Origin of the sequence: Nocardia coubleae NBRC 108252 (assembly GCF_001612805.1) — a bacterium.
GTDB classification, from domain to species: domain Bacteria; phylum Actinomycetota; class Actinomycetes; order Mycobacteriales; family Mycobacteriaceae; genus Nocardia; species Nocardia coubleae.
In genome coordinates this window covers 1,044,534-1,068,379 of sequence record NZ_BDBD01000011.1, presented here as the reverse complement: position 1 = coordinate 1,068,379, position 23,846 = coordinate 1,044,534, and the positions used below count along the sequence as shown (strand labels likewise).

At 66.7% G+C, this 23,846-nt stretch carries 24 protein-coding genes and 1 riboswitch; of the genes, 15 read left to right on the top strand and 9 right to left on the bottom strand.

Translation table 11 applies throughout. The annotated features are described in order from the left end of the window. The first annotated feature begins 7 nt into the window (after positions 1–7). Complete coding sequence (locus tag NCO8_RS13980) at positions 8–943, top strand: NAD-dependent epimerase/dehydratase family protein (protein ID WP_084457067.1); 936 nt, start codon at positions 8–10, stop codon at positions 941–943. After that, positions 940–1,353, top strand: coding sequence for a nuclear transport factor 2 family protein (locus NCO8_RS13975; protein ID WP_210739975.1), 414 nt, complete (start codon positions 940–942; stop codon positions 1,351–1,353). The genes NCO8_RS13980 and NCO8_RS13975 overlap by 4 nt, the downstream gene beginning before the upstream one ends. A 50-nt stretch (positions 1,354–1,403) precedes the next feature. On the opposite strand, the gene NCO8_RS13970 is transcribed toward NCO8_RS13975, so the two are convergent. Both NCO8_RS13970 and NCO8_RS13965 read right to left on the bottom strand, forming a co-directional pair. Further along, positions 1,404–2,990, bottom strand: coding sequence for an AMP-binding protein (locus NCO8_RS13970; protein ID WP_084457065.1), 1,587 nt, complete (start codon positions 2,988–2,990; stop codon positions 1,404–1,406). Between the two features lie 67 nt (positions 2,991–3,057). Then, entirely contained in the window at positions 3,058–3,735 is a 678-nt protein-coding gene (locus NCO8_RS13965) for a TetR/AcrR family transcriptional regulator (RefSeq protein ID WP_245655346.1), read from the bottom strand. A gap of 97 nt (positions 3,736–3,832) precedes the next feature. On the opposite strand from NCO8_RS13965, the gene NCO8_RS13960 reads away from it, so the two are divergent. After that, the gene (locus NCO8_RS13960) at positions 3,833–5,146 is read left to right on the top strand and encodes a lipase family protein (RefSeq protein WP_084457063.1); all 1,314 of its coding nucleotides are present in this window, start codon (positions 3,833–3,835) and stop codon (positions 5,144–5,146) included. Here the strand turns inward: NCO8_RS13960 and NCO8_RS13955 are convergent, their stop codons facing one another. Next, positions 5,147–5,575 carry an ATP-binding protein gene (locus NCO8_RS13955; protein WP_084457060.1) on the bottom strand — a complete coding sequence of 143 codons (429 nt, stop codon included), beginning with the start codon at positions 5,573–5,575 and terminating at the stop codon, positions 5,147–5,149. It lies immediately after the preceding gene. A 220-nt stretch (positions 5,576–5,795) separates the two neighbouring features. Here NCO8_RS13955 and NCO8_RS13950 point away from each other — a divergent pair, with 220 nt between their 5' ends. Both NCO8_RS13950 and NCO8_RS13945 read left to right on the top strand, forming a co-directional pair. Continuing rightward, positions 5,796–6,494, top strand: coding sequence for a glyoxalase/bleomycin resistance/extradiol dioxygenase family protein (locus NCO8_RS13950; protein WP_067639558.1), 699 nt, complete (start codon positions 5,796–5,798; stop codon positions 6,492–6,494). A gap of 114 nt (positions 6,495–6,608) precedes the next feature. After that, positions 6,609–7,655 (top strand): fused (3R)-hydroxyacyl-ACP dehydratase subunits HadA/HadB, encoded by a 1,047-nt coding sequence (locus NCO8_RS13945; protein WP_245655345.1) that lies wholly within the window; start codon positions 6,609–6,611, stop codon positions 7,653–7,655. A 12-nt stretch (positions 7,656–7,667) separates the two neighbouring features. Here NCO8_RS13945 and NCO8_RS13940 read toward each other — a convergent pair whose 3' ends face one another. Beyond that, positions 7,668–8,096, bottom strand: coding sequence for a hypothetical protein (locus NCO8_RS13940; RefSeq protein ID WP_067498666.1), 429 nt, complete (start codon positions 8,094–8,096; stop codon positions 7,668–7,670). Between the two features lie 303 nt (positions 8,097–8,399). On the opposite strand from NCO8_RS13940, the gene NCO8_RS13935 reads away from it, so the two are divergent. Both NCO8_RS13935 and NCO8_RS13930 read left to right on the top strand, forming a co-directional pair. Then, positions 8,400–9,134, top strand: coding sequence for a TetR/AcrR family transcriptional regulator (locus NCO8_RS13935; RefSeq protein ID WP_157104910.1), 735 nt, complete (start codon positions 8,400–8,402; stop codon positions 9,132–9,134). Between the two features lie 58 nt (positions 9,135–9,192). After that, entirely contained in the window at positions 9,193–10,002 is an 810-nt protein-coding gene (locus NCO8_RS13930) for an alpha/beta fold hydrolase (RefSeq protein ID WP_067639554.1), read from the top strand. Here NCO8_RS13930 and NCO8_RS13925 read toward each other — a convergent pair. Then, a complete protein-coding gene (locus tag NCO8_RS13925) occupies positions 9,999–10,481 on the bottom strand; it encodes a MarR family winged helix-turn-helix transcriptional regulator (RefSeq protein WP_067639552.1) in 483 nt (160 codons plus the stop codon). The two genes, NCO8_RS13930 and NCO8_RS13925, sit on opposite strands and share 4 nt — an antisense overlap. 62 nt (positions 10,482–10,543) lie before the next feature. On the opposite strand from NCO8_RS13925, the gene NCO8_RS13920 reads away from it, so the two are divergent. After that, the gene (locus NCO8_RS13920; RefSeq protein WP_067639550.1) at positions 10,544–11,053 is read left to right on the top strand and encodes an SgcJ/EcaC family oxidoreductase; all 510 of its coding nucleotides are present in this window, start codon (positions 10,544–10,546) and stop codon (positions 11,051–11,053) included. Positions 11,054–11,075: 22 nt separating this feature from the next. Here NCO8_RS13920 and NCO8_RS13915 read toward each other — a convergent pair whose 3' ends face one another. Together NCO8_RS13915 and NCO8_RS13910 are read right to left on the bottom strand one after the other, a co-directional pair. Beyond that, positions 11,076–11,762: a response regulator gene (locus NCO8_RS13915; RefSeq protein WP_067639547.1), complete on the bottom strand. Its 687-nt coding sequence runs from the start codon at positions 11,760–11,762 to the stop codon at positions 11,076–11,078. After that, a complete protein-coding gene (locus NCO8_RS13910) occupies positions 11,759–12,985 on the bottom strand; it encodes a sensor histidine kinase (protein WP_067639545.1) in 1,227 nt (408 codons plus the stop codon). The genes NCO8_RS13915 and NCO8_RS13910 overlap by 4 nt, the downstream gene beginning before the upstream one ends. Positions 12,986–13,245: 260 nt before the next feature. Between NCO8_RS13910 and NCO8_RS13905 the strand changes: the two genes are divergently transcribed. Then, positions 13,246–14,721 (top strand): MFS transporter, encoded by a 1,476-nt coding sequence (locus NCO8_RS13905; RefSeq protein ID WP_067639543.1) that lies wholly within the window; start codon positions 13,246–13,248, stop codon positions 14,719–14,721. 28 nt (positions 14,722–14,749) lie between these two features. Continuing rightward, positions 14,750–15,943, top strand: coding sequence for an FAD-dependent monooxygenase (locus tag NCO8_RS13900; RefSeq protein ID WP_067639541.1), 1,194 nt, complete (start codon positions 14,750–14,752; stop codon positions 15,941–15,943). An 82-nt stretch (positions 15,944–16,025) separates the two neighbouring features. Here the strand turns inward: NCO8_RS13900 and NCO8_RS13895 are convergent, their stop codons facing one another. Further along, the gene (locus tag NCO8_RS13895) at positions 16,026–16,955 is read right to left on the bottom strand and encodes an oxidoreductase (RefSeq protein WP_067639539.1); all 930 of its coding nucleotides are present in this window, start codon (positions 16,953–16,955) and stop codon (positions 16,026–16,028) included. 62 nt (positions 16,956–17,017) lie between these two features. Between NCO8_RS13895 and NCO8_RS13890 the strand changes: the two genes are divergently transcribed. The 3 genes from NCO8_RS13890 (at position 17,018) to NCO8_RS13880 (ending at position 19,639) form a co-directional block, all read left to right on the top strand. Continuing rightward, positions 17,018–17,605: a TetR/AcrR family transcriptional regulator gene (locus NCO8_RS13890; RefSeq protein ID WP_067639537.1), complete on the top strand. Its 588-nt coding sequence runs from the start codon at positions 17,018–17,020 to the stop codon at positions 17,603–17,605. A gap of 151 nt (positions 17,606–17,756) precedes the next feature. Beyond that, entirely contained in the window at positions 17,757–19,100 is a 1,344-nt protein-coding gene (locus NCO8_RS13885; protein ID WP_084457056.1) for an MFS transporter, read from the top strand. A 17-nt stretch (positions 19,101–19,117) separates the two neighbouring features. After that, complete coding sequence (locus tag NCO8_RS13880) at positions 19,118–19,639, top strand: VOC family protein (protein WP_174550326.1); 522 nt, start codon at positions 19,118–19,120, stop codon at positions 19,637–19,639. 36 nt (positions 19,640–19,675) lie between these two features. On the opposite strand, the gene NCO8_RS13875 is transcribed toward NCO8_RS13880, so the two are convergent. After that, positions 19,676–20,563 (bottom strand): M48 family metalloprotease, encoded by an 888-nt coding sequence (locus NCO8_RS13875; protein ID WP_167353283.1) that lies wholly within the window; start codon positions 20,561–20,563, stop codon positions 19,676–19,678. Between the two features lie 90 nt (positions 20,564–20,653). Next, positions 20,654–20,720, top strand: a riboswitch (guanidine-III (ykkC-III) riboswitch). 10 nt (positions 20,721–20,730) lie between these two features. Between NCO8_RS13875 and NCO8_RS13870 the strand changes: the two genes are divergently transcribed. Both NCO8_RS13870 and NCO8_RS13865 read left to right on the top strand, forming a co-directional pair. After that, entirely contained in the window at positions 20,731–21,045 is a 315-nt protein-coding gene (locus NCO8_RS13870) for a DMT family transporter (RefSeq protein ID WP_067639533.1), read from the top strand. A 232-nt stretch (positions 21,046–21,277) separates the two neighbouring features. Further along, positions 21,278–23,833, top strand: coding sequence for a hypothetical protein (locus tag NCO8_RS13865; RefSeq protein ID WP_067639531.1), 2,556 nt, complete (start codon positions 21,278–21,280; stop codon positions 23,831–23,833). Positions 23,834–23,846: the final 13 nt, after the last annotated feature.

Genomic DNA, 23,846 nt, shown 5'->3' with positions numbered 1-23,846 from the left:
AAATACGTTGCAGGGCAAGAAGATTCTGATCACCGGCGGCACGGGGCAGGTCGCCAGACCGGTCGCCGAGGCGCTCGCCGCCCACAACGAGGTCTGGTGCCTCGGCCGCTTCGGCACACCGGGTGTCGAGGACGAACTGCGCGCCGCCGGCGTGACCACCCGGCACTGGGACATGAACGACACGACGGCCGCGGATTACGCGCAGCTGCCGACCGATTTCACCCACGTGCTGCACTCGGCGGTCCACCGCGGTGACGGCACCGATTTCGAGGACGCGCTCACCGTCAACTCCACCGCGTGCGCGCGGCTGATGACCCACTGCCGCACCGCCGAGGCGTTTCTGTTCGTGTCGACCGGCGCGCTGTACAAACGGCAGACCCTCGACCACGCCTATCGCGAATCCGACCCGATCGACGGTGTCGCCGACTGGCTGCCCACCTACCCGGTCGGCAAGATCGCGGCCGAAGGCACCGTGCGAGCGTTGGCGAACACACTCGAACTGCCGACCACGATCGCCCGGCTCAATATCGCCTACGGTCCCGGCGGATACGGTGGGGTGCCCATGCTGTACTTCAAGCGGATGCTGGCAGGCGAACCGATTCCGGTTCCGCTCGAGGGGCAGAATTGGTGTTCGCTGCTCTACACCGACGACCTCGTCGCCCAGGTTCCCGCGCTGTGGAACGCGGCGTCGGTACCTGCCAGGGTGGTCAACTGGGGTGGTGACGAGTCGGTCGGGATCACCGATTGCGTCCGTTACCTCGAAGAACTCAGTGGCATCGAGGCGCAGCTCGTCCCGTCCGAGGTCACCCGCGAGACCTACCAGTTCGATCCCGAAATGCGCCGCTCCATCACCGGCCCCTGCACCGTCGACTGGCGCGAGGGAATCCGGCGCACCCTCGCCGCGCACCACCCCGCGCACGTCCGTGAGGTGACGCCGCGATGAACCACACTCAGGTGACGACCCCGAACATCGCGGTAATCCGCACCGCGTACGAGGGTTTCGCGACCCGCGATGTCGGCAAGATCCTCTCCGCCATGCACGACGACGTCGAGTGGGTGCACCCCGACGGCATGCACAAATACGGCCTGGGCGGAACCAAGATCGGCCACGACGGGATCAAGGAGTTCCTCGCTCGCGTCCCGTCGGTGCTCGGCGGCATGGTCCTCGACCCGGCCGAGTTCATCGAACAGAACGACCGCGTCATCGTCCTGGGCACACGCCAGGTCATCGCCCGCAGCGGAACCTCGACCACCTTGCCCTTCCTGCATTCCTGGACCATGCGCGAGGGCAAAGCCACCCGAATGGAAGACATCTTCGACACCGTCGCCTTCCACGCCGCCATCGAAAGCTGACACCCGACCACGCCGCGGGCCGACCCCGAGGTCGTTGCCCGCGGCGGTGGTCAGGTGAGGGTGAGGAGGGTGCGGCGGTCGATCTTGCCGGTGGGGGTGCGGGGGAGGTCGTCGAGGAAGACGACGTCGCGGGGGGCTTTGAAGCGGGCGAGGTGGGTTTTTACGTAGGTGCGGACGGTGTCGGCGTCGCGGTTGCCGGTGGGGACGATGAAGGCGGCGAGGCGTTGGCCGAATTCGTCGTCGGGGACGCCGATGACGGCTGCTTCGGTGATCGCGGGGTGGGTGTAGAGGAGGTCTTCGATTTCTCCGGGGAAGACGTTTTCGCCGCCGGAAACGATCATGTCGTCGTCGCGGCCGTCGATGAAAAGTCTTCCGCCGGAGTCGAAGTGGCCGAGGTCGCCGGTGCTCATCAGGCCGTCGCGGGTCTGTTTGGAGCCGCCGCCGGAGTATCCGGCGAAGGCGATCGAGTTGCCGACGTAGACGGTCCCGACCACGTCGGGTTCGGTGATGCGGGTGCCGTCGGGGTGGTAGAGCGCGACGGTGATGCCGACCGGGGCTTTGCCGACGGTACCGGGTGCGGCTGTCCAGTCCTGTGGAGTCGCGATGGTGGCGGTGCCGGTTTCGGTGCAGCCGTAGAAGTTGTAGAGCACGGGTCCGAAGGTCTGGATCGCCCTGGTGCCGAGCGCCGAGGGGAGCGCCGCGCCCGCGGTGAACACGATTCGTAGCGAGGTGGTGTCGGTGTGTGCCACCACTTCTGGGCTCAGATCGAGTATGCGCCGCAGCATGGTCGGTACCAGGACGACCATCTCGACGCGGTGTTCGGCGATCTGGGCGAGCGCGCGGGCGGCGTCGAATTTGCCGTGCAGCACGATGGTGGAACCGAGGTTGAGCGACAGGATGAACTGTGACAGGGCGGTTCCGTGGAACAACGGCGCGCACAACAGCACGGTCTGCTCGCGTCGCAGCGGTACCCGGTCGACGAATTGCGCTGCCGCCAAGGGGGATTCGACCCGGCGTGGCGCGCCCTTCGGAGTGCCCGTCGTGCCACCGGTGAGCAGGACGAACCCGCCCTGCCTGGCTGGCGACGGTGGCCGCTGGGAACCGCTGCCATCGAGGGTGAGCACGGTGATGGTGTCGGGTAGGGGAGTGGCCGCCACCGGCAAGCTCGGATCGGCGACGAGTGCGTCGACCTGTTCGCGGGCGAGCACGTCGGTGAGCTGGGTGGCGCCGAAACCGGTGTTGAGCAGAACCAGCCGCGCGCCGAGTTTGCCTGCGGCGATCATGGTTTCGACCAGTGCCGCACCATCCGGGTAGAGGACGCCGATGGTGTGGTCGGCGCTGAGCCCGTCCCGGTACCAGCGGGCGGCGATGGCATCGGTGCGCTCGTCGAGTTCGCGATAGCTGATTCGCCGGTCGCCGTCGATGAGCGCGATCCGGTCCGGCGTCCGTTGCGCGGAGCTGCGTACGCCACCGGTGATCGGGCCGTAAGTGCGCATCGTGCGTGCGGTGCGTGCCACCTGGAGTGGTCGCCGAAGGTCGATGACCCCGGATCGCTGGAGTGCACCGATCTGGCGTGCGGTGGTGGCAACGGAATGCCGAAGCCCGGTGATGTTGATCTCGGCCGCGCGGCACTGCATAGCTGCTCCTTCGGTAGGTGCAGCCAATTAGAACACGGGCTCTTGTTCGTAACAAGAGCGCTTGTTCTTAATCGGTCGAGTCGGGTGTCCGCGCGGCTGCGCCCAGGCCGAGGTGGACGATCTGGGTGAATGCCGTGAGGTCGCGGATGAGGGTGTCGATATCGCCCGAGGTGCCGCGGGTGGTGTGGTGCAACCAGTCCGAGACCGTGTCGAACAGCCCGCCGATGGTGGCGACAGCCAGGGCGTGCAGGTCGACGCGCGAACCGGTTGCGGGCACGAATCCGTAATCGCGCCACAGTGTTTCGAGGAACTCGGCCGCCCATCTCCGGTTGGTGCGGCGCTGCTGTTCGACCGTGGCCGAGATCGCGCTCGCCTCACCGAAGGTGACGATGGCGACGCGGGGGTCGTCGACCAGCGCGTGCGCGAAGGCGCTGAGGGTCTCGACGACGACGGCATCGCGATCGCCCTGCGCGCGAGCGAGCGCGGCGGCGACGTCGGCTTGCAATCGCTCGCTGACCTGCTGCAGCAGGGCGAGGTAGCAGGCCTCCTTGCTGTCGAACAGCTCGTAGAACGCCTTGTTGCCGACCAGTGCGGTCTGGCAGATCTGCTCGATGGAGGTGTTGGGGTATCCGTTGGCGGCGATCAGCTCGAACGCGGCGTGCAGGATCTGCTCGCGCCTGCGGGCTCGGCGCTGCTCGGCGTCGAGGCCCTGGATTCGCCGTGGGCGCTTTTCGATCGATGTCACGCAGATCAGCGTATCGAATGCGAAATTGCAACAAGAACTCTTGTTAACAACAAGATGGCGTGTTGTAATCGGCGTCACCTACCGAAGTGAGGATTCGATGAAGAACCCGAGAGTTGCGCGGAGATGGGCGGTTGCCCCGCTGGCGGCGATGTGTCTGGCGGTATCGGGCACCACGGTCGCCGCGGCCGATCCGTATCCGAGCTTTCCGCCGGATCAGAATCAGCTGCCGCAATTGCCCACCGAGCCCCAGCTCTACGATCTGTTGCCGATTCCGGTCCCCGCTGAGGACCCGTGGTACGACGACCCTGCGGACCTGAGTTCTTACGCCCCTGGGCAGATCATCCGTTCCCGCACGGTGCAGACCCGGCTGCTCGGGCTACCCTTCCCCGTCCACACCGAACAGCTGCTGTACCGCAGCAACGATGTGCACGACAATCCGATCGCCACGGCAACTTCGGTGATCATTCCCGGCATTCCCTGGTCGGGCAGCCCGCGTCCGGTGCTGTCGTTCCAGGAGGCGATCGACTCGACCGACTCGTCGTGCAATCCGTCCTACACCTTGCGGACCGGGACGATGAAAGAAGCCGCGCTCGCGGTCTATTGGCTGGCCCAGGGTTTCGCGATCAACGTCCCGGACTTCGACGGCAAGTTCAACACCTTCAACACCTACGACGAAGGCAAGATGGTGCTCGACAGCCTGCGCGCCATGAAGAATTCTGCGCTGGGGCTTGCCGATTCCGGCATCGCGCTCTACGGCTACTCCGGTGGTGGCTCGGGGTCGATCCGCGCCGCCGAACTGCGCCGGACCTACGCGCCCGACGTGCGGCTGCTCGGTACCGCGGTCGGCGGCTTCCCTGCTGATCTGCAGGCCCAGGCCCGCTTCGCCGTGGCGGCACAGCCCGGGCTCACCGGTATCAGCAACTTCACCATGTGGCTCGGATTCGCCGCGCTGTCACGGGAATTCCCCGATGCGTTCGACGCCGAGGAGCTGCTGACCCCGGAGGGTCAAGCGATTGTCGCGGACATGGGTAAGCGCTGTGTCTACACGATCGCGGCGGCCGGCGCGTACCGGCCGATCAGTGCCTACTTCAAGCCGGGAAAATCGCTCGACACCACCCCCGAGGTCATGCGGATTCTCGCGGAACAGAGTCTCGGCCACCACATTCCGGACAGCCCGATCTTCTGGTGGCACGGCATCTGGGACGAACTGATCCCCGCCGACGTCGTTCTACCGACGGTCGAGGACTACTGGAACCGCGGCGCCGACCTGCGCTTCTACACCATGCCCCTCCCCGAACACCTCGTCAATGCCACGGCCGGCTGGCCACCGGCGGTGGCCTGGACCAGCGCCGTACTACGCGGACTTCCCCCCGGCGACCGCTTCAAGGCCGACATCCCGCTGCCCAGATGATCACGCCGCCGGGCGGACGTCGTGGGCGAAGGTGAGTTCGGCCTGGATGGTTTTGTGCCCGTCGTAGCGGCTACATGACCAGGTGTCGGCGAGGTTGCCGACCAGGAGAAGTCCGAGACCGCCGGTGTGGTCGGGGGCGCGCGGGTGCGGTTCACCGGGGCCGGTGTCGTCTACTTCGATGCGCACACGGTCGCGGACGTGGTCCAGCGATAGCCGGGCACGCCGGGGCGGGAGCCCGTGGCGGCGGGCGTTGCTCGCGAGTTCGTCGAATACCTGGATCGTGTCCGCGGCTGAGGTTTCGGGTAATGGTGCGAGGAATTCGCGCACCATTACCCGCGTGCTCGCGGGTGTGAGGGAGTCCAAGTCGACTTCCAGGTCCCCGTGGTGGACCGTGTCGCGGCGCCGGGCTTCCAGTACCGGTCTCGTCATGACCCTTCCCTCCTGCCTCGTGGCTCGTTACAGGACGGCTACCCGGCTGCGCCATTGCGAAACGATGGCTGGCCGAAACGAATTCCACCGCAGGAATTTTGATTCGACGAGTGTGGCCTGACAGGCGCCGGAGATAGATCCGGACGGTCGATGACCAGCGAATGTCGGCGTTCTCACTTCTATGTGCGTCCGGTTGAGCCAACCTCTTAGCTTCGAGAGCATGACCGAAAAGGTGATTCCCAGATTGATGGCTCAGTCGATCGAGCCGGTGGGCGACTTCTATGTCGCGATCGGATTCGAGATCACGTTCCAACAGACGGCGCCCTACCAGTTTCTGAGTGTGAAGCGCGGGGGTATCGAGCTGAACTTCTACGGGGACAAGAAGTTCGATCCCACGTCTTCGACGCACGGTTGCCTGGTCGACACTGACGACGTCGATTACCTGTACGAGGTTTTCACCGAAGGGCTGCGGGCGGTGTACGGGTCGGTGCCCGTTCACGGTGTGCCGCGGGTCGGTGCGTTGACGGACAGGAGCTATGGGGTGCGCGAGTTCCTCCTGACCGATCCGGGTGGGAACACCATTCAGGTCGCACAGCCGATCAGTCCGGACCAGCGGCATCGCCCGTTGCCGAAGGAGACCTTCGATCGGGCCGTCCACATGGGGTCGCTCTTCGCTGATTCCAAGCAGGATCTGGAGTTGGCGGTGAAGGTCCTCGACCGGGCTCTGAGCCGCACCGATGAGGAGCCGACGGCGGTCCAGCTGGTCAAGCTGTTGGTGGTGCGCGCGGATGTGGCGGTGCGCCAAGCTGATCCGGTGCTGGCGCGGGAGCTGTTGGCCCGCGCCAGAGGAGTCGGGACCGACGGGCCGGAGCTCGGCGATGAGCGTCGGCGAATAGCGGAGCTCGAAGCCGGCCTGTGACTCGTCACCGGCTGACGGTGGAGGGGCTGGCCCCGGCACATTCGCTGCGAAGCTGTCGACACTCCGGGCTCCGGTGGCACCGCCGACGCGGCAGCGGACACTACTCTGCTCGCTATGGTGATGACCAGCGCGAAGATCGGGGGAGCGGCGGTCGTCGCCCTCCACCCGTCGACCATGGTGGGGTGCACCTATCGCTGCGACGACCGGTATGTCGTTGGGCGAGAGGATATTCGGCAATTCGCACGCGCTGTCCAGGACAGCCATCCGGTGCATCGGTCGGAAGCTGCCGGTGTGGAGTTCGGTTACGGTGGGCTCATCGCGCCACTCACCTTCTTCGCGATTCCCGCGTTTCGGGCGCAACGAGCGATGTTCGACACTGTGGCCGGTGGATACGATCTGAGCCGGATCATGCAGACCGATCAGGTTGTCAACTACCACAGGCCGATTCGTCCTGGTGACGCGCTGACCTGCGATGTGGGTTTCGAGTCGTTTCGCGGAGCCTTCGGCAGCGAACTCTTCGAATTCAAGACCGAGATCACAGACCAATACGACTGCCCGCTGATCACCTCGCGGACAAGTTTCGTGGGTCGAGCCGAGGCAGGCGGCCCGAGGTCTCATTCGGCCGATGACCTTGTGATGCGCGGTTTTCACGACAGACCGTCGGGTGCTGGACTCCGTTCACGGATGCGCAAGGGATCTGATCCTCGGCCGAAATCGGAAGGCGCATGCGGCGGCCGAACGCGTCGCTTCGAGACCGTCGCGGAGGGTGAGAAGCTACCACCACGGGTCTTTTCTCTCACCCTCGGAGATCTGGTCAATTACGCCGGTGTGGCGGGTGATCCGAATCCGATCCACTGGCACCCGCAAGCCGCGCGAGCGGTGAATCTGGACGCTCCGGTTGCTCACGGCATGCTGACCGTCGGTCTGGGCGCGGGTTATCTCACCTCGTGGCTGGGTGATCCCGGTGCTGTCCTCGAGTACGCGGTCCGGTTCACCAGCCCGGTCTATGTGACCAGCGCCGGAGCGCGCGTCGAGTTCTCGGGGACCGTGAGGTCGGTCGATCCTCGGCAGCGGGCGGCGGTCGTGGCAATCGTCGCCATATCTCAGGGGCGGAAGATCTTCGGACGAGCAACGGCGAAGGTCCGACTCTCGTCGACCTGACAACCGGATCGACTACCCGGTCTGCTGCGGTGGAGGAGTGAGATCGCTCGGCGGACTGGATGGTTGAATCGCCATGCCCGGCCAGGAAATTCCGCGAACTCCACCCTGGCCGCGAGCGACACGGATTCCTTCGGCGGTGATCCGAGGGCGATAGACCGTGGTCCGGTGACCGAATGCCGGGTCGAGATCGACGGAGTCGAACAGACCCATCCTCGTCAACCACTGCGACGCGCGAACTACCTCGTTCTCGGTGAGGGACTCGCCCGGCCAACCGACCGACGCCCCGACGACGAAGGCGCCGAGGGCCCGCCCGGCGTTGTCGGAAAGGTCTTCGTTGTGTGCCCATTTCAGCACCGCCTCGCGCACAGCCCACTGCCGGTCGGAGTAACCGGGCGTCGTCCGCGCCGTACTGTCCATCCGCAGCATCGCGGGCTTGTCCATCACGTCACTCCTCAATTCCCGAACCGAGTGGCTCGTGCCCGCGACCTCTGATCGCCGTCAATACTGCTGAGCGCTGCCGGCCGCGGCCTCGAGCCGTGCCGCTCGGGCTCCGGCCGTGTGCCACGGCTGCCGTTTACAAGATAAACATATGGCGGTTTATCTTGTAAACCGGTGTATCGACTACCGCGTGACGGGGTACGTTGAGTCGAGCCGGAACATCCCGGTATCCTGGGGTTATAGTGGCGTGCTGGAAGACCAGGGCCCGAGGATTTTGACAGGAGCTCCGCCCTGAGCGAGGACACGATCGACTCGGGCGCCGAGCTGCGCGACAACAGTCCACGCGACGGAGGCAATCGGCGCGCCCCGCGACTGGATCGGGTCCTGATCCTGGAATCCGCGATCGCGCTGATCGATGAGGAAGGCCTGGGGCACCTCACGATGCGCCGCCTCGGTTCCTGGCTCGGCGTGGAAGCCATGGCCCTGTACCGATACGTGTCCGGGCGTGACGATCTGCTGGCCGGGGTGGTCGATCACCTCGTCGACCAGCTCTACGAGCAGAACCTGATGGAGCCCGACGGTGCGGGCGGCAGCTGGCAGGGTTATCTGCAGCGCCTCGCGCACGGCGTTCGCCGCGTCGCCATCGAGCACCCCGAGGTGTTCCCGTTGATGGCATCGAGCCCACCCCAGGCGCCGTGGCTGTGCCCGCCGTTGCGCAGCCTGAACTGGATGGAGTCCTTCCTCGACACCATGCTTCGCTTCGGGTTCGACGACCGGCAGGCGGTGCAGGCCTACCGGTCCTTCGCCACGTTCCTCCTGGGCCACCTCCTGCTCGAGGTGGCGACCAAGGGGGTCGAGCTGAGCCCGATCACCACCACCGAGCCCGGGCAGCACGAATCCTCGGATCTGGCCGACTACCCGAACGTGCATCGCCTGCAGAGTCACCTGGCGGCCGACCGCGCGGCCGACGAGTTCGAAGAATCCCTCGAGGCGTTACTCGACCGCCTGGAAGCGATGCGCCGCACCCGACCACGCCCCTGACCGCCACCGACGGTAAGGGAACGCCGCCGTCGAGATCAGCGCCTCGCAAAGGACGATCATGAATGCCGACCGACCACCGCTGGTTCTGCTGCACGGGCTCACGATGTCGGAACGCGCCTGGGCCGAGGTTGTGCCGCTGTTGGCGCCGCACCACCACGTCATCACCCCCACGCTGCTCGGCCATCGCGACGGACCGAAACCGACACAGCGGCCCACGCGGGTGAGTCATCTGGTGGACGACATCGAAGCGCTGCTGGATACCCGCGGCCTTCACCAGGTGCATCTGGCCGGGAACTCCCTCGGCGGATGGATCGCGATCGAACTGGCACGCCGGGGCCGGGCCCGCAGTGTATGCGCCCTGTCGCCGGCCGGGTTCTGGGAACCGCGCCGCGCCAGTCAAACTCACGGGACCTCGATCATCGCTCGCGAGGCGGCAACCGCTCGTCTCGGCAGGCCCCTGGCACCGCTCGGCTTGCGTTCACCTCTGATCCGGCGGCTCGCACTGCGCAACGTCGCGACTCGTGGCGATCGCATCAGCCGTGCGCAAGCTCTCGATATCGTCCATGACCTGACCGAATGCCCGGTCACCACCGACCTGCTCAGCACCGACGAGTACATCGCACCGCTGCCGGATCTTCCGTGCCCCATGACGGTGGCCTGGGCCGAGCACGATCGCCTCCCGCCGCTCGCGGTGAACACCCCCATCGCCCGGCTGCGCCTGTCCGAACAAACTCACTTCCGGGTCCTCCGAGGCGTCGGTCACGTCCCCATGATCGACGATCCCGAACTGGTCGCGCGAACCATCCTCGCCACCACGGCCGGCCATCCGCACCCCGAGGATTCACAGGCCGAGGGTCTCGGCCACTAACTCGATGCGGATCCGTCGTTCCGGGTGCGTTCGGCAACCAGGTCGGTCTGCTCCTGATGGACGCGCAGAGCCGTTGCGAGAAAGTCGAGAACGAGGCGCAGTTGGTCGCTGTCGTAGCGCCGGAGCGCCGCCGCACCGGCCCGGCCCACGGGTTCGAAGATGAGCTCCGCCATGTGTCGCGCGTCGGCGGTCGGCTCGATGAGCACGCGCCGCCGATTGTCCGGATCCTGTGCGCGCGAGACATATCCGGCCCGTTCGAGCCGGTCGATGACCGTGGTGGTTGCGGCCGGGCTGAGCCGCAGCGCGGAACTCAGCTCACCCGCGGAGAGGGGCCCGCGGCCCAACACGATGTCGAGGCACCGCATATCCGTGCGATTGAGCCGCAAGTGCGCGGCGACCGCCTCGTCGAAGGTGTCGAAGCTGCGCTGCAGCAGCCGCAACTGCTGTCCGATCTCGCCGATGATCTCATCTTTCGACATTCGAAACTTCCTGTTATCGTTTATTTCGACGATCGAAACGATAGCACCGAGGGGCTCGATCCATGAACCAGACCCGGCACACCACCGACGACATCGCCATCGCGGAGGTCTTCCAACAGCTCCAGCGGACCTGGACCGCCAATGACGCCGAAGCCTTCGGCGCGCTCTTCACCGAGGACTCCGATTACGTTTCCTACGACGGCACCCGTGCCATCGGCCGTGAACAGCATCAGCGCAACCACGACCGGCTGTTCCGTGGAGTCCTGGCCGGATCAGCCCTGACCGGTGAACTGGAGTCCATCCGCTACATCACCCCGGATGTGGCGATCGTGTACGGCACCGCCTCGGTGCTGATGCCGTGGCGCTCGCGCCTGCCGAAGCGCCGGCTCTCCCGGCAGACCATCGTGCTGCTGCGCACCGAAAACGGCTGGAAAATAACGGCGATTCACAACGGCCGGGTCCGCCCGGTCACCGTGCCGGAACCGAATTCGTTCCCGTCGAAGATGTCTCAGCTCATGGCGCGGATCGCCCGCACGCTCGGGATCGCTGCCGACCCGCGGTCGAAGCCCTGACCCTGCTGCGGGCAACCGGCGGTCAGGGAAGGCCGCCGTCGTTGGCGTGGTTGACCAGTCCGGTCTGGTGGGCGATGACGACGAGTTGTGCTCGATCGCGAGCGTGCAGCTTGTTCATGGCACGCTGCACGTGGGCGCGGACGGTGAACGGGCTGACGAACAGCTGTTCGGCAATCTCGTTGTTGGACAGTCCTTGTGCGACAAGCGTCGTCATTTCGCGTTCTCGCGGGGTGAGCACGTCGAGTTTCTCGGAGGTGTGCGTAGCGCTGTCGTCGGGTGGGGTTGCGAGGAAGCGGGCGATCAAGGTCCGCGTCGCGGCGGGGGAGAGGAGGGTTTCGCCGTCTGCGATGGTGCGCACGGCAGTGAGCAGTTCCGCTGCGCCGATGCCCTTTCCGATGAAGCCGCTCGCGCCCGCGCGTAGTGCCTGTGCGACATTTTCGTCGGTCTCATAGGTGGTGAGGACGAGGACCCGGCTGTCGCGCAGGTGCGGGTCCGCGCAGATCTGTGTAGTGGCGGTGATGCCGTCGGTCTCGGGCATCCGGATGTCCATGACGATCACATCGGGGTGCAGTTCACGGGTGAGCCGCACCGCTTGTGAGCCGTCGGCGGCCTCGCCGACCACGGTGATGTCGTCGGCGGTGTCGAGGAGCGTGCGGAACGCCTGGCGGAGCAGGGCCTGGTCGTCGGCGAGGAGCACTCGAATTGTCATGGGGTACCACCGTTCTCCGTGTCGCCGGTCGTGTTCGCCGATGTGAGTGGCAAGTGGGCGGAGACGATGAAGCCACCCGCCGGGCTGTTTTCGGTGAAGAGCTGACCCCCGACCGCCTTGGCACGTTCTCGCATACCCATGAGCCCGTAGCCCGATGGCCGGTCCGACCCCGTGAAGCTCGGCCTGTTCGCTGCTCGCGAGCCGGGTCCGTCGTCGGCGACGGTGATGCCGAGCAGGTCGTGGCCCCAGGACAGGCGGATTCGAGCGTGGCTGGTTCCGGCGTGTTTGCCTACGTTGGTCAGGGCCTCCTGGATGATCCGGAAGGCGGTGAGATCCACGCCTGGCGGTAGCGGTACGGGCGTGCCGTCGTTGTCCGTCGTCACTCGCAGCCCCGCACGGTCGAACGACTCGAGCAGCCGGGGGAGCTGGGCCAGGCCGGGTGACGGTTCGGCGGGAGTGTTCGCGTCCCCGGCCTGGCGTAGCAGTCCGACCGTGGCGCGTAGGTCGTCGAGGGCGTTTCTCGTGGTCTCGATGATGTTGTCCAGATTCGAGCGGGTCTGGTCCGGCTGGGAGTCGAACACGTGCGCGGCGACAACAGCTTGGGCATTGGCGAGGGTGATCTGGTGTGCGACGACATCGTGGAGCTCGCGGGCGATGCGCACCCGTTCCTCGGCGACGCTGCGCCGCGCTTCGCTCTCCCGGCTCTCCTCGGCGCGCAGTGCCCGCTCTTCCATGGCGGCCAGGTAGGCGCGCCTGCTCTGCGTCGCATTGCCGAGCGCCCCGGCGATCAGCGGGAGCGCCGCCACCGACAGCAGCCGGCCGGCGTCCTGCCAGGACAGCCCGTCGAGAAGCGGGGTAGCCGCGACCAGCAAGGCCACGGCGGGGAGCAGGACCGCGATCGTCACCCTCAGCTCGGTGTGCAGTGCCAGCGCGTAGGCGGCGATCGCGACGGGCACCACGATCAGGGGGGTCGACAGCAGGCCCAACGGTGCGACCAGCATGCCGCACGCGGTGGTTACCGCGACCACGGCTACGGGCGCCCGATGCCGCACGACCAGCGCCGCACACGAGACACCCGCGACGGCATAGGTGGCGATCGGTGGCCATCCGAGGGTGTTGTCGGGGTGAAAGATCCCGCCGGACAGGCACAGCAGGAACGCCGTCGCGAGGACGAGCGCCTCGCGCCACCACACCGGTCGTCGTGCCACCTGCTGGGTGGTCATCACCGGATCGGGGGACGCTGCTGGTTCGGCAACACCTCGCCCAAGATACGCGTGGCGAGGGTCCCGCAACCGTAAGGCGCACGACTCGGTTCCTACGCACCAGGAGTGCGTGGTCGTCTGGTGCGACAGCACCAGCGGCAATCGGTGACGAGAGACGATGCCCGCCGACGGCTCCGCTGGAACGGTTGTAACCAGAAAGTCCCTGGGCGGCGCGAGTCCCGCTCAGTCGGGGAATCAAGTCTGGTGAGGAGCCGAAGTCGATGCAGCAGAACACAACCGACGGTGTGAACGTCGGTCTTCACACGAGGTGGAGTCGGCGACTACTCGGCCTCGTGGCGATCCTGGCCCTGGTGAACTTCGTGGTGGATTCGGCGATCGGCGCACCGCTGATCGTCCTGCCCGAGATGCTCGACCATTTCGGCACCGACCAGGCGGCGTGGCTCAATGCCACCGCGATGCTGGCGGGCGTGATGTGGGCCCCGTTGCTCGGTAAGAGCGCCGACATATACGGAAAACGCCGAGTCCTCGTGCTGACCTTGCTCATCAGTTGTGTCGGCGCGCTGATCTGCGCGGTCGCCCCGACAATGTGGATATTCGTGATCGGTCGCATGTTGCAGGGAGCCGCGTTGGCCGCCATGTTCCTGTCGGTCGCGATCGTGCGAACCGTCTGCACGCCACGCCTGGCCATGATCATCGTCGGCATCGTGACCACCGGAACCGCGATCCTCAATGTCGCCTCCCGGTTCCTCGTCGAGAAGCTGGCGACGGAGTTCGGCTTTCAGATCCTGTTTCTCATCTCGGCCGCTGTCGCGGTCGCGATGGCTGTGTGCGTGCGTTTCCTTGTTCCCGAATCGCTCGTGAAGACGCCGGGCCGGCTCGACATCTCGGGTGCGCTGCTGCTCGGCGGCGGTCTGCTCGGAGTGCTCGGCTACATCAGCATGGGTCCCGAGCTCGGGTGGTCCGCTATCGGACCGCTCGCCCTGCTCCTCGGCGGGGCCGTGGCGTTGGTCAGCTGGTTCACGGTCTCGAGCCGGAAGGCTGATCCGCTGATCGACGTCGGAAACCTCGGCAAGCCACTGCTTCTCACGCTTCTGGTCGTCTTCCTCGGTGCCGGTTCCTACCAGAGCATGCTGCAGCTCATCCCGCTCATCAGTGATGTCTCGGCGGACCAGAACTTGGGCTACGGACTCGGCGGTCGCGGGTCGGTGGCGTTGCTTCTCGCGGCACCCGCTGTCGGTGTCATGCTCGGCGGGCCGGCGGCCGGCTGGTTGGGTACGCGCATCGGGCCTGCCCGAACTCTTGCCGGGGCGGTCATGCTCGGAACCGTTGCCACCATCGGGATGTTCCTCGGTGCGTCCCAGTTGGTCGCGGCGCTGTGCTTCGCGTTCCTGCTCGGGGTCACGGTCGCGGCGTTGGGTGCGTCGGGCTTCAACACGGCGGGCGACTTGGCATCAGCGCAGCGGCAGGGCGTCGTGTCCAGCCTGGTCATGGTGATGGTCTCCACAGGGGCCGTGGTGTTCAACTTCGTCGGCGCGGCCGTTCTCGCATCGACCACTGTCGTCGCGGACGGCGCGACGGTGAACTCGGCTACCGGCGTATTCAGCTATATCGCGATCGCCACCGCGGCCTTCCTGATCGCCGCGATCGTGGTCGTCCTTCTTGTTCGAACCACGCGCCCACCGCGTCGGATGCCGGCGCCGAATCGCGAGCGCCAGGCTGTCGAAACGCGCGCGTGACCCTTTCATCGGAAACAGAGGAGTTGACATGAAATCCAGAGGAACTGTGCTGATTTCCGGCGCGAGTATCGCGGGTCCCGCATCGGCGTTCTGGTTGCACAAGTATGGATTCGAGGTGACGGTGGTCGAGAAGTCCGCCGGTGTGCGCGGCGGCGGATACCCGATCGACCTGCGTGGCACCGCCGTCGAAGTCACGCACCGGATGGGCATTCTGCCGCAGCTACAGCGAGCCCATATCGACACACAGCGGGTCACCTTCCTCGAGGCCGACGGCAGTCGGGCCGCTGTCGTTCATCCACAGGCGGTGGCCGGGGGAGTCGACGGACACGACCTCGAAGTCCCGAGGGAGACGCTGACGAGCGTCCTGTACACGGCAGTCCGTGACGACGTGGAGTTCGTCTTCGACGATTCCGTCGACGCCCTCACCGAACACGAGCACGGTGTGGACGTCACCTTCCACAGCGGCGCCCAACGCAGTTTCGATGTTGTTGTCGGCGCCGACGGATTGCACTCACGCACCAGGACTCTCGCCTTCGGCCCCGAACAGAACTACCTGCGCTACCTCGGCTACTGCTTCGCGATCTGCACCATGCCCAATACATTCGGGCTCGCACGCGAAGCGGTCATCTGGAACACCCCCGGACGCGCCGCCGCTCTCTACGCCGTGGGAAACAGCGACGACGTACACGCCCTCCTGACCTTCGCCCACCCCGAACCACCCCACGAAGCTTTCCGGGACAGTGAGACTCGACGTGCACTGATATCCACGCTCTTCGGCGACGACGGCTGGAAGGTGCCGGACATCGTCGAGGCCGTGTGCGGTTCCCCAGATCCGTTCTTCGACACGGTAAGTCAGATCCACATGCCGCAATGGTCGGCTGGGCGTGTGGCCCTCGTCGGCGATGCCGCCTACGCACCGTCGTTCCTGACCGGGCAGGGGTCGAGCCTCGCGCTCGTCGGCGCCTACATGCTCGCCGAATCCCTGGCCGCACACGAGGACCACACCACCGCCTTCACCGCCTACGAACGCGCCAGCCGCCCATTCGTCGAACTCAACCAATCACAGATCTCCACCGGCGAAGCGGCACTCTTTCCCACCACGGCCGAAGCCCTGCAAGCCCGCAACCATCGACTCCGCGACCTCACCATGTCGGCCCCGGCCACCGGTCGACCGGCCCACACAGCTCTGACGCTGCCCGATGTCAGACGGATGGCCTCGTGACCACCGATGTCTGCGGCCGACGGGGCTCGAAGTTGTCCAGCCGCAACACTTCTCGATTCGACGTACTGATGCGCCGGCATCGTCATGCTCCAGAGACGTCTGTGGTCGGGGCCGGTGACGGCGAGGCGGAGGTGAAGGGGAAGTGCGTGCCGGTGAGCTGTTCGGAGGCGCGCCAAAGCCGCGCGGCGGAGTCCGGATCCTTGGCCACCGGGGATATCTCGCCCACCGCTGCCGGACCGCGAACACCGCCGAAGCGGCTCGGACCGACGAAACTGCCACCGGGGATGTCACCGACAGCCGCCAGCAGTGTGGGCAGCGCACCGGCGTCGGGGCCTTGGGCGAGCATGGGCGTGAAGATGGCAGACAGGGCGTCGATGAGCCGGTTACCGCTGGTGATCCGGAAGCCGGTGGAGGCCCAGCCGGGATGCGCGGTGGTCGCGATGACCGACGAGCCGACCGCGCTCAGGCGGCGTTGTAGTTCGTCGGTGAACAGCAGGACCGACAACTTCGACGCACCGTAGGCGCCGAACGGCTTGTAGGGGCGATGCGCCCACTGCAGGTCGTCGAAATCGAGCTGCGCGGAGCGGTAGGCGGTCGACGAGGTGGACACGACGCGGTCGGTGATCCGGTCGAGCAGCAGGTTCGTCAACGCGAAGGGCGCCAGGTGGTTGACCCCGAACTGGAGCTCGAAACCGTCGGCGGTGTGCTGTAGCGAATCGGTCATGGTTCCGGCGTTGTTGATGAGCACGTCCACCGTGCTGTCGATGCCGTCCGCGAACTGCCGGACCGATGCCAGCGAGCTGAAGTCGAGCGGACGAACTTCCACCCTCCCACTCATTTCGGCGGCGACGGCACGGCCCTTTTCCTGGTCGCGGACAGCGAGTATGAGCCGTGCGCCCTTGGCGGCAAGGACAGCCGCCGCGGCACGGCCTATCCCGCTGGTGGCGCCGGTGACGATGACGGTGCGGCCGGTCTGATCCGGAATCCGAGAAGGAGAGGCAAGTGTGAGCATGGAGCCAATGTATCCACTGGAAACAATCTAGTCAACGGAAACATCCTTGATAGGCTGCCCGAATGACGCCCGACCGCCCCTACCACCACGGCAACCTGCGGCAGGCCGTACTGGAGCAGGCGACGCCGGTGGTGCGTGACCGAGGGGCCTCGGAGTTGTCGCTGCGTGAGCTGGCCGCCGCCGTCGGTGTTTCGCACGCCGCTGTGCGCCGGCACTTCCCTGACCGTCGGCAGCTTCACGACGCACTGGCCGTCGAAGGGTTCGCCTTGCTCGGCACGCGACTGCGGGACGCGGTCGACGCCGCGCCCGACTACCGCGCCCGGATCCGCTCGCTGGCCCGGGCCTACCTCGACTTCGTGACGTCCGAGGCGAACCTGGCCGAGCTGATGTTCGCCCACAAACACGGCGAAGGTGGCGAGGCCGTGAGCACGGCCGCGGAGGCGGCCTTCGCGCCGATGTTGCTGGTGTTCGAGCAGGGTCTGGCCGACGAGCCGCCGGGCACGAGCCCGCAGCGGACCGCACTGATCTTCCTCGCCACCTTGCAGGGGCTGGCCGGGCTCGTGAACTGCGGCATGATCACCGCCGACCAGCTCGGCGGGTTGATCGTTGAGGCTGTCGCGCAATTCCCGCAGGGGCGCGACGGGCGATAACGCGGAAGGCACGCAATGGCTTTGCGCTGCCGGAGTCACTGAAGATTCCGCTCAGTGGTCGGCGGTATTGCCGGGCGTCGGGTCGCGCTGGAAACGTCGCGGTGACCGCGATATCGAACGAGGATGTCGCGGCCGAACCGAAGGAGTCTCGGTGACCACGCTGCCACCCGAGAAGGCGAGTCCGTCTGCGCCACAGGCGTTTATCCCGACCGACGCGAGAGCTCGCCGCCGTGCGGCCTTGTCGAGCCTGCTCGGTACGACGATCGAGTACTACGACTTCTTGCTGTACGGGACGATGGCCGCGGTGGTGTTCGGGCCGCTGTTTTTTCCCGGCTCGAATCCGGCGTTGAGCACGATCGCCTCGTTCGGCACCCTCGCCGCCGGGTATGTCGCACGTCCGCTCGGCGGCGTGATCTTCGGTCATTTCGGTGACCGCGTGGGTCGCAAGTCGATGTTGCTGATCACCATGCTGATGATGGGTATCGCCAGCGCGGCGATCGGCCTGCTGCCGACCTATCACACCATCGGCGTCGCGGCGCCGATCCTGCTGGTGCTGCTGCGCGTGGTGCAAGGGGTGGCCGTCGGCGGGGAATGGGGTGGCGCCGCGCTGATGGTCGTCGAGCATGCCGATGCGCGCAATCGCGGTCGCTGGGCCGGAATCATGCAGCTGGGAACACCTCTCGGTTTTCTGCTGTCCACCGGGGCGGTCGCCGCGGTGACCCAGCTTCCCGAACCACAGTTCTCGACCTGGGGGTGGCGGGTGCCGTTCCTGCTGAGCGCGGCCCTGCTCGTGCTCGGGATGTATGTGCGGCTGCGGGTCGCCGAGAGCCCGGTTTTCGCCGCCGCCGAGCCGCCGCGTGACTCGATTCCCGCGGCGCAGGTGCTGCGTCGCCCACGCCTGCTCGTCCCCGCCGTGTTCGCCGGTCTCGCACCGTTCGCGCTCACCGCCCTGACCAGTTCGCACATCATCGCCTACGCGACCGGCATCGGTTACGCGGTCGGCGAGGTGATGCGATCGCTGCTGCTGGTGGTCGTCGTCTCGATCGTCGCTATTCCCGCGAGCGCGGCCCTGTCGGATCGGTTGGGCAGGCGGCGAACGATGATGACGGGCGCGATCGGGGCCATCGTCTACGCCTTCCCCCTGTACAGCCTGATCAACAGCGATTCGTGGTGGATCATGACGGTCGCACTGATGTTCGCGCAGCTGCTGCAGAACCTGATGTACGCGCCGCTGACCCCGATGCTGTCGGAAATGTTCCCCACCGGTGTGCGATACACCGGTGTGTCCATCGCCTATCAGACCGCGGCGCTCGTCGGCGCGGGCTTCACCCCGCTGATCGCGAGCAGCCTGCTTGTCGCCTTCGACGGGTCGAGCGTCGCGCTGAGCGGAATCATCGTGGTCACCGCCGCCCTGAGCCTGGCGGCCCTGGTCGCTACGGTGGAGGTCACGGGCCGGGATCTGCGTGTCGACGCCGACGACCGCCCACAGTCGTAGGCCAGGAGGTCATCGCTATGCGGGGAATCAACCACATCGTCTTGTTCGTCGCGGAGCTGGAGCGCAGCATCGCCTTCTACGAAAACGTCCTCGGCTTCGAGCGACTCGCCGAGGGATTCCCGGGCGGCGCCTTCCTGCGCCACCCCGGCTCGGCCAACGATCACGATCTCGGGCTGTTCCAGGCCAGGCGGCCCGCGGCGGGACCGCCGGGATCGGTCGGGCTCTACCACGTCGCCTGGGAGGTCGACACGTTGCGCGAGCTCGCCGATATCCGCGGTCGCCTGCTCGCGGCGAACGCACTGACCGGGGCGAGCGACCACGGGTCGACCAAAGCGCTCTACGCGCGCGACCCCGACGGCATCGAGTTCGAGGTGTGCTGGCTGGTGCCCGACGAACACGTCGAGGACGCCCTCGCACCTGGAACCTCGTTGACCGCACCCTTGGACCTCGACGCCCAGATCGCGCGGTACGGCGCCGACACACCGGGCGGTCTCCGCACCGACCCGCAGGTATGGGCCCGCATCGCGGCACGGCGATGAAGACCTCCGGTTGATGCGCCCCGGCGGTCGAAGCGATCAGGTCGCGGCGGTTCGTCGAATCACTTTCAGCCGTTGCCTGATCGGCGGATGCGTGTCGAGCCATCGGGCGCGGGCCGCGAGCAGTGCGGATGTGTGAGCTGTCTCGTGCGGCAGCCACCTGCGGAGCGCGCCGTGGAGTTCGCGGCCGTACCCGAGGTGAACAGCCATCCGGTCCGCGGCGAACTCTCCGCGCCGTGCGCGCGCCGCAGCGGTCAGGGGTTCCAGGACGAGTAGTGCGATCAGCACCGCGACGGCGGGCCCGCCGATTCGTGGTGTGAGGAAGAATGCCACGGCCACCAGCAGCGCCGTCGCGATCGCCGCTCGCGCGAGACATCGGAGAGTGCCGGGACCACGTGCCGCGCGGGCCGGGACCGCGCCGATACCCCTGACCACGCGGGTGGGGACTGAGAACCAGGCGTCGAGCAGTCGCACACGTGGATCGAGCATGAGATGGTGGCTGAGTTCGTGGGCGAGCACTGCCGCCAGCTGCCGTGGGCGAAGCGATTCGATCGCCCAGCTCGTCACCGCGACCATGCGCGCGGGCGCCGCGAACGCGTTGAACGTGGCCGACTGCTGCACCCACAGCGAGTAGGGCCAGCCGTCCACCCCCGCCTTCCGGGTGACCTCGGCCCAAGCGGTCGCGAGAATATCGGGCTCCGATCCGACGGGCTTGCGGAATCCATAGGCTGCCGCCGCTCGGCCCCGATTCGGATGGAACCACAGTGCGCTGGCCATGCCGCAGCCGAACCCGGTCCACAACACGAGCATGATGATCGCCGCCCACAGGCCGAAGCCGACGATCACGACGTAGACCAGGACACCGTTGAGCGCCACGCTCGGCAGCGTCAATGCGAGTCCACCGGCCGTTTCCCGAATCCTCCCCACCTGCCCGAGTTTACGGCTACCCACCGACATCTTTGCTGGTGAGACGAACCACCATCGCTTGCCGGCCGATAGCCGGCGTGCCATGGTGGAAGTGAGCCCGGCGATCGGGCTTCCGGACGAGGGGTGCCGTACCCGGAGTGCGACAAGACGGCCCGAGGAGGGCTGCGATGTCGTGGATTCTGCTTGTCGTGTCGGGGTTTCTGGAAGCGGTGTGGGCGACCGCACTGGGCAAATCCGAAGGCTTCACCCGGGTCGTGCCGTCGGTGCTGTTCTTCGTCGCTCTGCTGGCGAGTATGGCCGGATTGGCGATCGCGATGCGCGAACTTCCGGTAGGTACCGCGTACGCGGTCTGGGTGGGTATCGGCGCGGTCCTCACCGTCGCCTTCGCCATGGCCACCGGTGAAGAGCCGGTGACGATATTCAAGCTCCTGTTTCTCACGATGATCGTGACGGGCGTCGTCGGGCTCAAACTCGCCCACTGAATCAGACCGCCTGCTCCCGGGGCATTCGTTCGTGCTTCGGGGGCAGCGCCGGGCTCGGACTTGACGAAGTTCCTCGCGTCGTCGATCGTGAAAGCTGAAGGCTGTTCGGCCGCAACATGGTTGAGCACTGTCTTCCGAGTTGCCCGGTATCGGGAGGATGCCGGGGCTCGTTCGGAGAGGGGATAGCCGTGGCTGCGGATCGATCAGGGTCGGCCGACCGGAGTACTTCGCGGTGAAATGGCCCTGGTCGTCGGGTGACAAGGAGCGCGGCAACGCGGAGAAGCGTGCGCCCGCACAACCGGCCGGCCCCGCACAACCGCCCGTCGGCAAGCCACTGAGCATCGCCGATCAGGCGCGAGCCCGGCTGACGATGATCGAAACGTTCCTCGGTCGCCCCGGCACACCCATCACCCCGGAGTTGCGGCAGCGACTGCACGACGACCTCGTCGAAGCCGCCTCGACCTTGCCCGATGCGACGATTCGGCTGCTGCCTACCGTCGAGAAGCGTTGCGGGCTCACCGACGACACGGTTCAACTGATATTCCGTGCGTGGCTACGTCGCCCTGATGCCGGTGCCTTCGCCGAAACCTGGTCCATTGCCGCCGGATTGATGAAGGCAGTCACCGGAGTGTCGCAGCCGTCGTCGCTGTGCGTGTGGTTCGGAGACGCTGTTCGGGCCGAGGATCCCGACGTGTCACCGGAGTTTCGTGCCATCGCCACCGCACACCTGACCGAGCTGGTGGATGCCCAGTTCGAGAAGTACGCATTCAGCGGTGGTTCCAGCGTGGAGTGGCAGGTGATGTACGCGCTCGGGCCCGGCACGCGCGCGGAGTGGTATCGCCGATTCGGTGACCGCGCCGCCGCGCGTGGCGACAAGGCGGGTGCCCGACGACGCTACGCGCTCGCGGAACGGTTCGGTGGCGACAGCGCTGCGCAGCCGTCGCGGTCGCCGACCCGTCCGGGATACACGACGGGGCCTTCCCGGCGGGCGGATCACCAGCCGCCGCGGGCAACATCGGCGCGGCTCGGATTCGAGATGGGTTCCGCACCGGTGACGGTCTCGCCGCCGCGCAAGGAACCGCCGACTCCCGCACGACCGCCCACCCCTGAGCCTGCGGCTTCGTCGACACCCTCGCGCCAGACCCCTGTCGACGTGAGCAGGAAACTCCTGCTCGCGGCGTCGGATGTCATGCACGGCCGTTCGGGCGCACCACGATTGGCTGACAGCCCGCCGCAGTCGGTCGAGCAGCCGCTGCGGATGGCGGTTCTGTTCGTCACCGCGTTGTCCCGGCTGCGCGAGGGTGACCAGGCCGCCGCCGAAGCCGAATTGCGTGAAATCATCCGCGAACCCGCCGAATTGCCGGCCGACGAGGACATGCACGCGAACGCCCATCTCGTACTCGGGCTCCTCCTGCAGGATTCGCGACTGTTGGCGGCGGGGGTACGACAGCTTCGCGATCGGCACGGCGACCGATGGGCGAGCGTGTCGATGGTCGATCAGGAGGCGATATCGACCATGCGCGCCCGCGCCGCCGCGAGAGAGGCAGCGGCGGCGGACACGCCCGAAGCCTCCGACCTCGATCCTGCCCAGCTCCGGCACGCCCGCGCGAATCTCGCCGAAGCCACACGGTCGGCGCTGATTTCGCGTGCGGAGGAAGCAAACGCTTCGCTCGCGCGGGTCCGCCGGATCATCGGGGTCGCCCGCGGCGGTCAGGCCGCGGAACTGACCCGCATCGCCGACCGGATCGGCGACATCGCGGCAGGCAGCGACCCGTCGTCACCACCGCCATCGGCCCGGCTGGCGCTGACCGCCTTACGGCAGGACGGCGTGATCCGGCCGTGGACGCAGCCGGCCATGCGACTGTGGGAGAAGTACGATCCCGGCGATCTGGTATCGGTCCACCATCGCGCGATCGCCGAGCACGCCAAGGCCTACTACCTCGAACTCGAGGGCGATCACACCGCCTTCCTCCATTGGGACGCCGCGCTGCGGCACTGGGCGACGCTGTACGACAGCGCCGAGTTCTGGGAGTCGATGCGCGGACATCTCGGCGAGGTGATGTCGGACGTGACACCGCCGGAACTGGAGCGGGCGATCGATCGGGTCCGCGCGGACCTGCCCGAACAGCTGCTCGAACCGCATGCCACGCGGATCCGAACGCTGTGGCAGAAGCAGCCTGCACGTGCCCGAGCGCATATGCGCACGATCCGTACGGCGCCGTTCCCGGAGACGGTCAAGTCGGCCACGCGGTCGAGAGGGGGCTATGAGGCCGAGGTGGCGGTGCGGCGGCTGGCCAAGGCGGGAAGTGAAGGGCAAGCCCTGGATCTGGTCGCCGCGTGGTTGCGCGTAGATCCGGACAGCGTCCAATTGGCCGAAGCCGCCCTCGATATCGGCATCGACCATATGCAAGCCAGACAGAACATCTCTGCGCAGATGTACCCGGCTCGGTTGTTGCTGGACCGGATCACCGAGATGACCGCCCCGATCAACGACACGCTCGGACTCACCCGTTCCCGGACCACCGCCACCACCACCCAGCAGTGGTCGGCCGCGGTGTCGGCGGCGGACCGTTCGGCCTACGCGGCGAAACTGGCCCGACACGAATTCTGGTTCGGCACTTGCCTGATGTTCATCGCCTTCGACCAGCGCCACCAGATGTCGGCGCTTCGGCTGTGCGGTGAAGCGGCCGGGCACTTCCGGTGGGCTATCGGCCTCGGACTGCCAGACCTACCGCCCTACGACTCGGTGCGTGAACTGCTGGCGACCGCCTCGATCGGGGAGCGCTGACGATGGAACTCAC

Bases quoted from the DNA above. Each gene is read 5' to 3' on its own strand.
- NCO8_RS13975 (WP_210739975.1), top strand. From the start codon at position 940: ATGAACCACACTCAGGTGACGACCCCGAACATCGCGGTAATCCGCACC.
- NCO8_RS13970 (WP_084457065.1), bottom strand. From the start codon at position 2,990: ATGCAGTGCCGCGCGGCCGAGATCAACATCACCGGGCTTCGGCATTCC.
- NCO8_RS13960 (WP_084457063.1), top strand. From the start codon at position 3,833: ATGAAGAACCCGAGAGTTGCGCGGAGATGGGCGGTTGCCCCGCTGGCG.
- NCO8_RS13955 (WP_084457060.1), bottom strand. From the start codon at position 5,575: ATGACGAGACCGGTACTGGAAGCCCGGCGCCGCGACACGGTCCACCAC.
- NCO8_RS13950 (WP_067639558.1), top strand. From the start codon at position 5,796: ATGACCGAAAAGGTGATTCCCAGATTGATGGCTCAGTCGATCGAGCCG.
- NCO8_RS13945 (WP_245655345.1), top strand. From the start codon at position 6,609: ATGGTGATGACCAGCGCGAAGATCGGGGGAGCGGCGGTCGTCGCCCTC.
- NCO8_RS13940 (WP_067498666.1), bottom strand. From the start codon at position 8,096: ATGGACAAGCCCGCGATGCTGCGGATGGACAGTACGGCGCGGACGACG.
- NCO8_RS13930 (WP_067639554.1), top strand. From the start codon at position 9,193: ATGAATGCCGACCGACCACCGCTGGTTCTGCTGCACGGGCTCACGATG.
- NCO8_RS13925 (WP_067639552.1), bottom strand. From the start codon at position 10,481: ATGTCGAAAGATGAGATCATCGGCGAGATCGGACAGCAGTTGCGGCTG.
- NCO8_RS13920 (WP_067639550.1), top strand. From the start codon at position 10,544: ATGAACCAGACCCGGCACACCACCGACGACATCGCCATCGCGGAGGTC.
- NCO8_RS13915 (WP_067639547.1), bottom strand. From the start codon at position 11,762: ATGACAATTCGAGTGCTCCTCGCCGACGACCAGGCCCTGCTCCGCCAG.
- NCO8_RS13910 (WP_067639545.1), bottom strand. From the start codon at position 12,985: ATGACCACCCAGCAGGTGGCACGACGACCGGTGTGGTGGCGCGAGGCG.
- NCO8_RS13905 (WP_067639543.1), top strand. From the start codon at position 13,246: ATGCAGCAGAACACAACCGACGGTGTGAACGTCGGTCTTCACACGAGG.
- NCO8_RS13900 (WP_067639541.1), top strand. From the start codon at position 14,750: ATGAAATCCAGAGGAACTGTGCTGATTTCCGGCGCGAGTATCGCGGGT.
- NCO8_RS13895 (WP_067639539.1), bottom strand. From the start codon at position 16,955: ATGCTCACACTTGCCTCTCCTTCTCGGATTCCGGATCAGACCGGCCGC.
- NCO8_RS13890 (WP_067639537.1), top strand. From the start codon at position 17,018: ATGACGCCCGACCGCCCCTACCACCACGGCAACCTGCGGCAGGCCGTA.
- NCO8_RS13880 (WP_174550326.1), top strand. From the start codon at position 19,118: ATGCGGGGAATCAACCACATCGTCTTGTTCGTCGCGGAGCTGGAGCGC.
- NCO8_RS13870 (WP_067639533.1), top strand. From the start codon at position 20,731: ATGTCGTGGATTCTGCTTGTCGTGTCGGGGTTTCTGGAAGCGGTGTGG.